The following is a 14,342-nucleotide window of genomic DNA, read 5'->3' as shown; positions in this document are numbered from 1 at the left end:
ACTTATGCGAATGGATAAATTTACCAGTAAGTTTCAACTGGCAATTGCAGATGCTCAATCGCTAGCATTAGGCCGCGATCATCAGTTTATTGAGCCTGTCCACTTAATGACGGCTTTATTAAATCAAGAAGGTGGCAGTGTGAGACACTTGTTCTCACAAACCGGTATTAACTTACATAGTTTACGCAGTCAATTAGGCGAAGCGCTGGATCATTTACCACAAGTTCAAGGTGTTCCGGGTGAAGTTCACATTTCAAATGATTTAGCCCGATTGCTAAATCATTGTGACAAGTTGGCCCAACAACACAAAGATCAGTATATTTCAAGTGAACTTTTTATTTTGGCAGCATTAGAAGATAAAGGTGAGCTAGGCCGGATTTTAAAATCCCTTGGTGCCGATAAAAAGAGTATGGAAAAAGCGATTGAAAATGCTCGTGGTGGCCAAGCTGTCAATGATCCAAATGCCGAAGAGCAACGCCAGGCATTAGAGAAATTCACCATTGATTTAACTGAGCGGGCCGAACAAGGAAAATTAGATCCAGTAATTGGGCGGGATGATGAAATTCGTCGGACTATACAAGTTTTACAACGTCGTTCTAAAAATAATCCGGTGTTGATTGGTGAACCGGGTGTAGGAAAAACTGCAATCGTTGAAGGATTGGCGCAACGAATTATTAATGGTGAAGTTCCTGAAGGTTTAAAAAATAAAAGAGTATTGTCGCTAGACATGGGCGCTTTGATTGCCGGTGCCAAGTTTCGTGGAGAATTTGAAGAGCGGCTAAAAGCGGTATTAAATGACTTAGCAAAACATGAAGGTCAGGTTATTTTATTTATCGATGAATTACACACAATGGTTGGTGCAGGAAAATCTGAAGGCTCAATGGATGCTGGAAATATGTTGAAACCAGCGCTGGCCAGAGGTGAACTGCACTGTGTCGGTGCGACTACATTAGATGAATATCGTAAGTATGTTGAAAAAGATGCAGCACTTGAAAGACGCTTTCAAAAAGTTCAGGTAGATGAACCAACGGTTGAAGATACTATTGCTATTTTACGTGGATTAAAAGAGCGCTATGAAGTTCACCACGGAGTAGAAATTACCGATCCGGCAATAGTTTCTGCGGCGACTTTATCACATCGATATATTTCAGACCGCAAATTGCCAGATAAGGCAATTGATTTGGTTGATGAGGCGGCTAGTTTAATTCGAATGGAAATAGATTCAAAACCCGAACAAATGGATCGACTGGAAAGAAAATTAATCCAGCAAAAAATCCAGCGTGAAGCCTTGAAAAAAGAAAGTGATGAAAGCTCTAAAAAACGACTGGCTGATCTGGAGGAGAGCATTGTTGAAATGGAGCGTGAGTTTGCTGAACTTAATGAAATCTGGACTGCAGAAAAAGCTGCACTACATGGTACACAAGCAATCAAAAGCGATTTAGAGCGGGCTCGAATTGATTTAGATGCAGCTAAGCGAGCTGGCGATCTTGCTCGAATGTCGGAACTGCAATATGGACGGATTCCTGAACTGGAACAGCAGTTAGATATGGCAAGCCAGGTTGAAATGCAAGATATGACTTTGTTGCGAAATAAAGTTAGTGAAAATGAAATTGCGCACATTGTTTCAAAATGGACAGGCATCCCGGTTGAAAAAATGTTACAAGGAGAAAGAGAGAAATTACTCCAAATTGAAAGTCATTTACATACGCGCGTGATAGGACAAGAAGAAGCCGTTGCTGCGGTTTCTAATGCTGTGAGACGTTCACGAGCAGGTTTATCCGATCCGAATAGACCAAACGGTTCTTTCTTATTTTTAGGACCAACAGGGGTTGGTAAAACAGAGTTGAGTAAAGCTCTAGCTAACTTTTTATTTGACTCGGAAGATGCCATGGTTCGAGTGGATATGTCCGAGTTTATGGAGAAACACTCGGTTGCCAGATTGATTGGCGCACCGCCGGGTTATGTTGGCTATGATGAAGGGGGCTATCTAACTGAGCTGGTGAGACGAAAACCTTATTCCGTTATTTTGCTTGACGAAGTTGAAAAAGCACATCCTGATGTTTTTAATATATTATTACAGGTATTAGAGGATGGTCGATTAACTGACGGGCAAGGGCGAACTGTTGATTTCCGTAATACAGTTATTATTATGACTTCTAACCTAGGATCTGACCTAATTATGGAGTCTGCTGGAAAAGAACATTACAGTGAGTTAAAGCAAAAAATTACCAACGTCATTGGTAACTATTTCAGGCCAGAATTTATTAATCGAATTGATGAGACGGTCATATTTCACTCACTGGAAAAAGAGCATGTCAAACAAATTGCTGCAATTCAACTCAAACGTTTGGCGCAGCGACTGCTTGAAAGTGGTATACAATTGGAGTACTCCGAAGCGGCTTTATCGAATATATCAGATAAAGGCTTCGATCCAGTGTATGGTGCTAGACCACTGAAGCGGGCGATTCAGCAATGGGTCGAAAACCCTTTAGCTGAGCAGATTTTGGCAGGTAAGGTTGAACATGGTAATCCGGTGGTTATCGACGCTTACCAGGGTGAACTGGTGTTTCGGAGCTAACAGTAAATAACACTATTTTAAAATATTACCATTCACCATTGGCTTGTCGCTTAATTGTGACCAGTCAATGGTGCACGCTTTAATTGGATTTAATTTTCAATAATATTTGATAGAATGCCTGCCAATAATTCATTCAGCATTTGGAAATTTCATGTCATTAATCCGGGGTGATAAGTTATCACTGGCTTTTGGACCACAAATAATTCTTAATAACGCTCAATTTGCCATTGAAGAAAAACAAAAGATTTGTTTGGTTGGACGAAATGGTACAGGTAAGTCGACATTGTTAAAACTGATTATAGGTGATATCAGTGCCGACGATGGGCATCTTATTCGCTCAACAACACACAAGATTGGCTTTTTACCGCAGGCGCTCCCAGAAAAGTCAGATATGTCAGTTAAGGATTTTGTTGAGTCTGGATTAAGTCAGGTAAAACAATGGGTTGACGATTATCAACAATTGATTACGGAAGATATTAATTCGCCAAAACTCCATGAATTAGAAGAAAAGATTAATGCTCATGATGGTTGGAGCATTCCCACTAAAGTGACTCAAACACTTTCTCGACTAGGCTTGGATGGCGAAGTCACCATGAATCAGTTATCCGGTGGTTGGCGTCGCCGTGCAGCTTTGGCAAAAGCGCTAGTACAAGAACCTGACTTGCTGATTTTGGATGAGCCTACTAACCATTTAGATTTAACGAGTATCGAATGGCTTGAGGAGCAGCTAAATCTTTTCAAAGGGGCTTTGCTATTCGTTTCCCATGATCGTCAATTTGTTAATAAAGTTGCCAATACCATTATGGAGCTTGATAGAGGGATACTGCGTTTTTATCCGGGAGATTATCTGCAATACACCCAGTTAAAAGAACAACAGTTAAAAGACGAAGATAAAGTTAATTCAGAATTCGATAAAAAGCTGGCCGCGGAAGAGGTCTGGATTCGACAAGGTATTAAGGCTCGGCGTACCCGTAATGAAGGACGAGTTCGTGCGTTGAAAAAAATGCGCGAAGAAAGAGCTGCACGCATTAACCAAATTGGCCATAGCAAGATTCAGGCAACGGTGAGTACATCGGGCAGTAAAATTGTTGCAAAAATGGAAGCATTGCAAGTGGGGTTTGACAAAGCACTGAATTTGCCATTTTCGGGAATCATTCAAAAGGGAGATAAGCTAGGTATACTGGGTAATAATGGCAGTGGAAAAACAACGTTTATTCGTACCTTATTAGGTAAGATTCCAGTATTTGCTGGACAATTAACTGTTAGTGATTCGCTTGAAGTTGCCTATTTTGATCAATTGCGTGAAGCGATTGATCTGAAGAAAACAGTGGCTGACAATATTGCAGATGGTCGGGAATTTGTCGTGGTCGATGGAAAAGAGCGACATGTCATCAGTTATATGCAAGAGTTTAACTTTTCTGCAGATAATGTGAGAGCGCCGGCAAGCAGCTTATCTGGCGGTGAAATCAATCGATTACTTTTGGCTAAACTATTCACCCGACCTGCTAATTTATTTGTTTTAGATGAGCCGACTAATGATCTAGATGTTGAAACATTAGAGATACTTGAACAAATGTTAGTAGAAATTGAAGCGACAGTTATTATTATCAGCCATGATCGCTTATTCTTAGATAATTGCTGTACATCATTATTAGTATTTGATGACCAATTAATTTCAGCTGACGATAAAGCTAAAAACCTTCATCAAATAATCGATATCGTCGGTGGCTATCAAGATTGGCGACATTATTTTGAATTAACTCAATCTAAAAGTAATAAAGCCTCTGACAAAGTTAAGGAAGTTGCAAAGCCCAAAAAGACGGCAACTAAACTGTCTTACAAAGAACAGCGTGCATTAGATGAATTGCCACAAAAACTAGAAAACTTGGAAAGTCAAATTGCAGAAATTGAGCAACAAATGTCACAGCCTGATTTTTATCAGCAACGTGACCAAGCAGATAAAATTATTCAGCAATTTGAGCAGTTACAACAGCAATTAACCAAAGATTATGAACTTTGGGATGCGTTAGAAGCCAAAAAGGAAAACCTAGAAAGCAACTAAAAAACTAACTAATAGCATTATGGTAATAATAAATATACCGATAAATGGGGCTATAAGCACAATCATACATTATTTATAGCCTTTAAGTTTTTTATGGAATTCTTCGTAAAGCCAAATAATAAATATTAATCATTTTTTTCTCTTTTGGATCTTATCATTTTAAGCAAAGTGGTGAGACCACTCTACATGATTATCTAAAAATACACCGCAACAGCAAGGCCGTACCAAATAAACGTTGCTACTTGGTGGCGGTTTCTCAGAATCATGAACAACCAAAAGTGCTTACCTAGTTATACATCCGCTCTAGCTTTCATGTTTTAAGCTTTTGCTCACTAATACAATTCAGTACGAGAGATTTATTTATTGTATATACATTGTTATTAGTCATTTTCATGATTGGTATGCTCACTAATGGTAAATAATTGATGGATTTTCTGCGGCAGAGCAAAATAGCTGCTATAAATATGTCTAGATACATTTTTCAACATATGCTTTTTTAAATTTCGTTTAAGATTTCATAATATCTCGGTTTGTAATTGCTATATTAGCGAAATAAACAATTAAAAAAGTATAGGAGAATAACATGAAGAAAAATGGTTTGAGACTATTGGTTGTGCTTACATTAGTACTGCCAAATTTTCTGATAGCTGATGACAAATTAAAATCAACAATTTTATCATCACCACCGCGTCCAGCCGATGAAGTTAAACGAGATAAATATCGAAAGCCTGAGCAAGTTTTACAATTACTCGATTTAAAACCTGGCATGCGAGTTGTCGATTTGGTGGCTGGCGGTGGTTATTATTCTGAGCTGCTCGCTCGAGTTGTTGGTAACAATGGATTAGTGGTTAGTCATAATCCTCCTTATGTAATTAACCGCTTTGCAAACTTTCTCCACAATCCCAAGCAAGGCTGGCTTGCGCGTTTTGAAACGCCAATATGGAAAAATTGCGTAATCAAAAATACTGATGAGCTAGATACAATTAATTTACCAATGCAAATTGACGCAGTTTTAATGGTGTTGTTTTATCACGATACGGTTTGGCAGGGGGTTAATCGATCCATGATGAATCGTCGTATTTTTAATGTGCTCAAGCCGGGTGGAACTTATTTGGTGATTGATCACAACGCAAAAGGTGGACGCGGAATTATGGATGCTAAAAGCTTGCATCGTATTGATAAACAAACGGTAATTAATGAAATTACCTCTGTAGGATTTGAGTTGGCCATTGACTCATCGATTTTATTAACCATTGAAGATACGCGAGATTATAGTTTTGTTAGAGATGTTAAATTAAAACGTGATCAAACAGATCGGATGGTTTTAAAATTTATTAAACCAAAAAGTTAAAACAAGTATTTTTCGGGTAAATCTCAAATATATCCTATAAACAATCTCAATTTGTGAAATTTTATTGTTTTATGATGTAAAATAAAATCTAAGTTGATCAATTTGTTGGTCGTGAGATAAAGCAAAATTCTTGCATTTATATTGAGTTTTTAAGTGGGAATGAAAAAAATATTTTGTCAAATGACTTAAAATTTGTCGATATTGTTAATGTTGATTGAGTTATGCTATTTTTTTTATGCTGGAATAATTACAACATTTTAAAAATTAAAATAAAAAACAAAAATTCAATTTTGATTTTAATTTTAATTGGCTGCTTTGATAAGGTGTAATTTGTGTTATCTGGCAAAAACCTAACTACGATGTTTAACGAAAAACGTTTAACAAAAAATATGATTAACAATTAAAATTAGGAGAGCCTTTCATGAGACGATGTACTAAGGTACTCGCTGGTTTTGCTTTATCCTTGTGCTCTGCGGCAGTGCTCGCTGCAGACACAGGCGGCGAACTTCGAGGACATGTTGAATCAAGCTCGGGTATAGATATCGCTAATGCGGTAATTACAGTAAAACATAAAGGAAAAGGAATTACTCGAACAGTTGTGACTAACTCTGTTGGTGATTATGTATTAAGAAATTTACCTGTTGGGGAATATGAAATTATTGTGTCTGGCAATGGTTATGATAACGACACCAGTTCAATACGAATTGTCGTCGGGGAGCCAGCAATTATTGAAACTGTTTTAGGTGGCGGAGACTCAGGAAATGTTGTACGAATTGTTGGTACACAAATCCAGGGATTAAATATGTCAGAAACAACTTCAGGTCGTTCATTTGATTACGAAGATATTAAAATGATGCCTGTTGAAAATGGATTTGAATCTATGGTGTTAATGACTGCGGGAACAGTTGAAAACGGATCGCCTGAAAACTTTAATGGTGCTTCATCTATTGGCGGTGCTTCATCTGCTGAAAATGGTTATTATCTCAATGGTATTAACATTACCCAAATCCAATCTGGTTTAGGTTCGTTTAGAATGCCTTGGGAAGCCATAGAGCAAACCAATGTTCAAACTGGTGGTGTTACCGCTGATTTTGGCGGTGCATTAGGTGGAATTATTAATGCCGTTTCTAAGTCTGGTGATAATGAATTTCGATTTGGTTCACAGGTCAGATACGATCCTAAATTTGGTTATACTGCACATGATTCGATACGCTTGAAAAGTGATCCTGCTTCTTATAGTTCTGGTCCTGGTATCAGCCAGAATAATGAGCGTGATGATTCAGAATATACTGAATTAAATATTTGGGCCAGTGGACCAATTGTTGAAGATAAAGCGTTCTTCTATGTTTTGTTCAATCCGATTCGTGATAATGATGAATGGGCAAATAATACGGTATTTGTTGAACGTGAAAGACAGTCAGATCGTTGGTTTGCGAATTTTGAATGGTTTATTACTGATGAACATTCTATTGGATTAACCACTTTTAATACCAAGCGAGAAACTGAGCGTTTAACGCTGCCATATAACAAAGATACAAATACTATTGGTTCACTTAGTGCCGGAAATGATGGTAAATCTTATGCCGAAGATGGTGGTAATTTTATTGGAATTACTTATCATGGAGATTTATCTGATTATTTAACCTTAGATGTTGTATTTGGCCGTACTGAAGAAGAAGAAATTCCAAAACCAGCGAATGATTTGCCATTAGTAAATGATTGCTCGACAGGGACTTGTATTGGTTATAGCAGTCACAGTGACAGTGTTATTGAGCAACAGGAATTTACTCGTGATCAATTTCGCGCAGATTTTCATTTAGATCTTGATGATCATGCTATTTCATTTGGCGTTGACCAATATGAAATCGATGTTTATGTTAATAATCGCCAAAATGGCGCAGTGGTTGGAGATATTAATGAGGTCGATAACAGTGCTGCTACTGGCTGGTGGGATTATGGTATTGCTGGCGTAGGTAGTATAGGGGCATCGGCTGTTACCGATGGCGTGTCTAGTGGAACTGAATTTGTACGTCGTCGAGTGCGGAACAGATTTTCTGATTCAACAGTTAGTTCAAAAGCTTTCTACATCCAGGATGTCTGGTCAATTACTGATGAAGTGACATTGAATCTTGGCGTCAGATTTGTAGACTTCGAAAATACGGTTTCCAGTGGCGAAGCTTATGCCGATTTAGACGGTAATGTAGCACCGCGTATTTCTGCTATCTGGGATATTGGTGGTAAAGGACAGGATAAACTATTTGCATCTTTTGGTCGTTACTTTCAACCGGTTGCTGCTCGCATGAATATCACGCAAGGTAGTTCGTCCATTGAATACTTTGATTATTATGAGAATCCTACACCTGAACAAGCACCAGCACTATTAGCTGATGGTTCACCATCTCGCGGTGATAATTTAATTCCACGTTTTTTCCGTCAAGTAGGGATAACTGACCCCAACCTGATTGCTTCTAAAAATCTAGAAGCGATGTACTCTGAGCAATTCTCGATTGGTTATTCAACACAGTTTAATGACTATCAAGCAAGTGTTACCGGAACCTATAACGAGTTGAAACGTTCTGTCGAAGATACTGACTATGGTCCTGTTCTTGTGAATAAACTGGCAGAACTTGGTATTGTTGATAATACTGGCCAAGGAAGCTTTTATGTCTTGTCAAATCCTGGTGATGATGTCGAAATTGCTTATGACTTTGATGGTGATGGTAACGTTGATGAAATAACGTTAACCGCCGAAGATCATTTATTGCCAAAAGCAGAACGCAAATATATTGCTTGGGATTTTACCCTGCAAGGTCCCGTTACCGAAAATTTCGAAATCTATGCCGCTTATACTTGGTCTCATAGTTATGGCAATACAGAAGGACTAGTTAAAACCACTAATGGACAAGCCGATCCGGGATGGACTTCTGATTATGACTATGGTGAAGCGCTCGATTATGCCAGTGGTAATTTACCGAATGATCGCCGTCATTCTGTTAAATTGTCAGGTATTTACGATATCAATGATTCAATGTCTTTAGGTATAGCGTATCGAGGTGCCTCAGGTCGACCTTTGAACAAACTAACTCCGCATCCAGAAGGTGTTGATGGTTGTGCGCCAACAAGTCCTTGGGCTGCGTGTCAGAGTCGTTCATACATTGGTGCATTTTACGATGAGTTTGGTAATCCCGTTCCTCGTGGTTCTGCTGGAGAGTTAGATTGGACCCATAATTTTGATTTGTCTTTCACTTATCGAGATGAAGAAATTTTAGAGGGACTATTGTTAAAAGCAACAGTTTATAACCTGTTTGCGGCAGATACACCAATCGATGTTCGAGAGTGGACTGGCCCCGACTATGGCGTAGCTGAAATTCTACAACGTCCTCGGTATTTGTCATTAACTGCGCGTCTAGAATTCTAGTGGACAAAGAGGTTAGTTATTAGATATTGACTAATTTTTGTTAATACAAATACTGTTAGTAAAAACAAAGCCTCTATTCGGAGGCTTTGTTATTATTCACCTTGAAGTTTTTATCAATCGACACAATTAAGTTGCTACTACCAAACAGCTTATCACTGTGATTGAATTGTCCATGTCTCCACTAATGATTATTGGCTTGTTGGCCGTTTTATTAATTGCTTATGTGTTGTTAAAACCCTACTGGATTGCTCATAAAAGGCAGAAAATTCGTCAGCGGCCATTTGAAAAATCCTGGCGAGAAATATTAAAACGCAATGTGCCGTATTTTTATCGTATGCCTGCTGATTTGCAACTTCAGTTAAAACAACACATTCAAGTCTTTTTAGCTGAAAAACAATTTGTTGGTTTTAAAGGAATAGAAATTACTGACGAGATACGTGTCACCATTGCAGCGCAAGCGTGTTTGCTTATATTAAATAGACCTACCGATTATTATTCAAAGTTACGCTATATTTATGTTTATCCGGTGGCTTTTATTACCCATCATAGTGGACATGATGGCGCGGGCGTTTTACAAAACCAAAAACGCGTGTTAAGTGGTGAGTCATGGAATCACGGAAAAGTCGTACTATCCTGGCGGGATTCAAAAGAAGGAGCAAAAGATTTTAATGATGGACGAAATGTGGTCATACATGAATTTGCCCATCAACTCGATCAAGAAACTGGCAGCGCAAACGGCGCGCCTTATTTACCAAATAATTCTCAGCATAATTGGTCGAGTATTTTAACCAAGGCTTTCCAAGAGTTACAGCAGCGTGCAGTGCGAGGCGAACCTTCTTTACTGGATTATTACGGCGCAACTAATCCTGCTGAGTTTTTCGCTGTCGCCAGTGAAGTTTTCTTCGAACAACCAACACAACTGCAACGAGATTCTATTGAACTTTATCAACAATTGAGCCAGTACTACCAAGTAAACCCAGCGATTTGGTAACGTATTTACCGTATTGTTTTAACTATATTTAGTTATAGCGCACTCTTTATATTTCTACGGTATATCTAACCTATTGATTTTTAAAAATAAAAATCAATACGGTCTATTTAAAATCTGTAAAAAGTAACACGGTTGTAAATTTTCTGACTGATAAAACAATATATAAGCCTGTCTTAAAGTTGAAATTTCTTTAGCAATCAGTTGCTTATACTTGATTTCAAAATGTTGTAAAGATTTGTTTATAGTTGTAAGTGCAAATAAAATGTTGAGAATCCAATTTAAGGTGCTCTATAATAACCATACATGCGTAGCACAGAAATTTAACGCGGATTAAAGCAAACCGAGGTTTGACATTTAAATCCATCATTACCGAATATGAAATACAACGACAAGGCACACACTATGACCGTAGAAGCGATCGATATGAATGCGCCCAGCCCCGATTTTAATTGGCAAAATGTTGCCCATTTATTGCTGCTTTCACGAGCGATGGATGATATTGAAGAGCAAGAACTGGTACCTGCGAAATTGGTATTTAATCAATTCTCAGCAAGGGGTCATGATTTAGCACAAATACTTATTGGCTCGTTACTTAATCATCCTCATGACGGAGCAACTGGTTATTATCGTTCGCGTCCCTTTGTTTTATCGTTAGGCTTGGATATTGTCGATGCAGTAGCATCCCCTATGGCAAAATCTGGTGGTTATAGTGACGGTCGCGATATTGGCGTAGTATGTAACTACCCCAATAAAAAACGTGACGGCGCGATGCTATTTCCTATGTGTGGTGGTGTGGGCTCGCAATTTTCACCTATATCGGGTTGGGCTCAATCCATTGTTTATCATCGGGATCAGCTAAAAGATGAAAGCTACCGCGGCGCAATTGGTGTTTCAATGGGTGGCGATTCTTCTATGTCAACCAGTGGATTCTGGGCTGCGCTTAACATTTCTACAACGAATAATTTACCGCATTTATTTTATATCGAAGATAACGGATATGGCATATCTGTTCCGCAGACTGTGCAGACGCCTGGTGGAGATCAGGTTGCTAATCTGGCGGCATACAAGAATTTAAAAATTATTGATGGTGATGGTACTTGCCCTGTTCAAGCCCCTAAATTGATCAAAAATGCAATTGATTATGTCCGATCAGGAAAGGGAACCTGTTTACTAAGATTGCGCGTTCCTCGGCTTTGTGGACATACCTTCCAAGATACACAAACATACAAGCCTGCTGAAATGGTTGAACAAGAACAGGCTAATGATCCGTTGCCAAAGTTAAAAGATTTTCTGGAACAGTACCAGATTATTTCAGCCAAGCAATGGAAAAATATTGAAGAAAAGGCCTATCAACAAGTAAGAGATGCAGTTGAGCAGGCCAAGCAAAGACCTGAACCCGATACCAAAAAGCTCAAACGTTATGTATACGCCGAAAAAGATGCATCAGGTAAACCAGAAATTCAGTTGCGAGGTGGATTATATGCCAGTGGCTATAATTTTCCTGTGGTAAGTCAGGAACCGAATCCGCAAGGCGCAAGACTTAACATGTTAACTGCTATTCGTCAGACTCTCGATTTTGAGCTGTCAATAAACCCTAAAGTATTAGTTTTTGGTGAAGATGTCGGTCCAAAAGGGGGGGTACATGCGGCGACTCTCGGACTTAATCAAAAGTACGGTGATTATCGGGTTTTTGATACTAGTTTATCTGAAGAAGGCATTATTGGCCGCTCGGTCGGGATGGCGCTGGCGGGATTGATGCCAGTACCCGAAATTCAATTTCGTAAATATGCCGAACCTGCTGCCGAGCAACTCACTGATACGGGGATTATGCGCTGGCGAACTAACAATCAATTCGCTGCACCCATGGTAGTACGTATTCCTGGTGGTTTTGCAGGTAGAGGTGATCCTTGGCACTCGATGTCTGATGAGGTTGAATGGGCTCATAAAACAGGTTGGCAGGTTGCTATGCCTTCAAATGCCGAGGATGCGGTGGGTCTTTTGCGATATGCGCTACGTGATAATAATCCAACCATATTTTTTGAACATCGCTTTTTGCTGGATAATCGATGGGCCAGAAGACCCTATCCTGGCGATGATTACATTGTTGAATTTGGTCGAGCTAAAACTTTGCTCACGGGCGACCGACTGACGATTGTAACCTGGGGAGCAATGGTTGAACGCTGTGAAGCTGCCGCATTAAACCTTGATCGGGGCGTTGAAGTGATTGATTTAAGAACGATTCAACCTTGGGATAAAACCTGTGTCTTGGAATCGGTAAAGAAAACTGGGCGATGTCTTATCGTGCATGAAGATAATTTGACTGCGGGCTTTGGTGCAGAAATAGCGGCGACACTCGCAAAAGAGGCGTTTTTTGATTTAGATGCACCCATTGAACGCTTGACCATGCCCGATACACCTAACCCGCATAATATTCACTTATTAAACGCGGCAGTACCAACACAGCAGTCTATCGAAGCCGCCATTTTAGCTTTATTAGCGATTTAGTTGAGGAACCTTCATGGCAAATTATGTTGATATTATTTTACCTGAAGGGCAGCTTGAGGGCACTTCGGCGATTTTAGCAAACTGGCTGGTAAAAGAGGGAGATAGTGTTAAAAATGGTGATCCGATTGCAGAACTTGAAACGGACAAAGTGGTCATGGAGGTTTGTGCGCTGGCATCAGGTACTATTGCTTCATTAGACGCAAAAGTTGGTGATAGCGTAGCGACTGAGCAAGTGCTAGGTAAAATTGATGAGCAATCGTTAACCTCAAACGGTTTGACTAACGAAGCTGATTTGTCGCGCCAGCAACAACCTTCTGCGCAATCTTCCACACAGCCGTCAACCAACGGTTCGGCCCCACACGATAGCAAAGATGCAGTCACCTTAAGTAATCCAGTGCTGGAAGGACAGGCCGATTCGCAGATAACGCAAAGTCAACGCAAGTTGATTAGTCCCGCGGTAAGACGACTGATTCAAGAAAATGATTTGCAGTTGGAGCCTATTCGTGGAACGGGAAAAGGCGGACGAATTACGCGTGATGATGTTCTGGCTTATTTGAAAAATCCTCAGGCTTTCACTGCCCATATCGCTTCTTCGGTGTCAGTTAGTCAGGTGTCGCAATCTCCATATTCAATAATTGAGAATCGCCCAAGTCGACAGTTGGTTGGAAACAAAATTAAACATTCGCAAATGCGTAAGTCCATTGCTAGTCACATGGTTGAAAGTCTATTGCATACCTCACCCCATGTGACCAGTGTTTTCGAAATGGATATGACTAACTTAATTGAACATCGTAAATGGCATAAAAAAGAATATGCTGATATGGGCGTAAAATTGACATTTACTGCTTATTTTTTAGCGGCAATGGCCAAAGCGATCAGAGTGGTGCCTCAAGTGAATGCCAGATTTCATGAAGATGCTTTAGAAGTTTTTGATGATGTCAATGTAGGGGTCGGCACGGCACTGGGTGATGCGGGACTGGTTGTTCCAGTGGTTGAGCAAGTTCAGGCAATGACATTATTTGAAATTGCTTATCGTCTTAATCAACAGACCGAAAAAGCACGTAAGGGTAAATTGACGCCAGCTGATATGCGCAATGGCACTATAACAATTTCGAATCATGGCGTCAGTGGTAGTTTGTTCGCAGCACCAATTATTATCAACCAACCTGAAGTTGCTATTTTGGGAATTGGTAAACTGGAAAAAAGAGTGGTGGTAGAAAGTATCAATGGCGAAGATCAAATGGTTATCAGACCCAAGTGTTATGTTTCATTAAGTATCGATCATCGTGCACTTGATGCGCATCAAACCAACCAATTTTTGACTGCATTTGTTGATATAATTGAAAACTGGGGACAGTAATCTGTAAATATCCAGATTAGAAATATATCGATGATAAATACAGAAAATTTAATGTTAATTATTGAGATATTAACAAA

7 protein-coding genes are annotated in these 14,342 nt (G+C 39.5%); all 7 read left to right on the top strand.

Annotation, left to right across the window (positions count from 1 at the left end; all coding sequences use genetic code 11):
- The first annotated feature begins 4 nt into the window (after window positions 1-4).
- Window positions 5-2,578, top strand: a complete 2,574-nt coding sequence (clpB, locus tag ABVT42_RS03905; RefSeq protein WP_353873830.1) for an ATP-dependent chaperone ClpB — start codon at window positions 5-7, stop codon at window positions 2,576-2,578.
- 151 nt (window positions 2,579-2,729) lie between these two features.
- The gene (locus tag ABVT42_RS03900; RefSeq protein WP_353873829.1) at window positions 2,730-4,640 is read left to right on the top strand and encodes an ATP-binding cassette domain-containing protein; all 1,911 of its coding nucleotides are present in this window, start codon (window positions 2,730-2,732) and stop codon (window positions 4,638-4,640) included.
- A 583-nt stretch (window positions 4,641-5,223) separates the two neighbouring features.
- Window positions 5,224-5,991 carry a class I SAM-dependent methyltransferase gene (locus tag ABVT42_RS03895; RefSeq protein ID WP_353873828.1) on the top strand — a complete coding sequence of 256 codons (768 nt, stop codon included), beginning with the start codon at window positions 5,224-5,226 and terminating at the stop codon, window positions 5,989-5,991.
- A gap of 421 nt (window positions 5,992-6,412) precedes the next feature.
- Window positions 6,413-9,409 (top strand): TonB-dependent receptor, encoded by a 2,997-nt coding sequence (locus ABVT42_RS03890; RefSeq protein ID WP_353873827.1) that lies wholly within the window; start codon window positions 6,413-6,415, stop codon window positions 9,407-9,409.
- Window positions 9,410-9,581: 172 nt separating this feature from the next.
- The gene (locus ABVT42_RS03885; RefSeq protein WP_353873826.1) at window positions 9,582-10,400 is read left to right on the top strand and encodes a M90 family metallopeptidase; all 819 of its coding nucleotides are present in this window, start codon (window positions 9,582-9,584) and stop codon (window positions 10,398-10,400) included.
- A gap of 402 nt (window positions 10,401-10,802) precedes the next feature.
- On the top strand, window positions 10,803-12,905 hold the full coding sequence (locus ABVT42_RS03880) for an alpha-ketoacid dehydrogenase subunit alpha/beta (protein WP_353873825.1): 2,103 nt from the start codon (window positions 10,803-10,805) through the stop codon (window positions 12,903-12,905).
- 13 nt (window positions 12,906-12,918) lie between these two features.
- Complete coding sequence (locus tag ABVT42_RS03875; RefSeq protein WP_353873824.1) at window positions 12,919-14,265, top strand: dihydrolipoamide acetyltransferase family protein; 1,347 nt, start codon at window positions 12,919-12,921, stop codon at window positions 14,263-14,265.
- Window positions 14,266-14,342 lie beyond the last annotated feature (77 nt).

The organism is Aliikangiella maris, from assembly GCF_040719265.1.
Taxonomy (GTDB): domain Bacteria; phylum Pseudomonadota; class Gammaproteobacteria; order Enterobacterales; family Kangiellaceae; genus Aliikangiella; species Aliikangiella maris.
The sequence above is the reverse complement of the archived record's forward strand: the minus strand, read 5'-3'. Positions and strand labels throughout refer to the sequence as shown.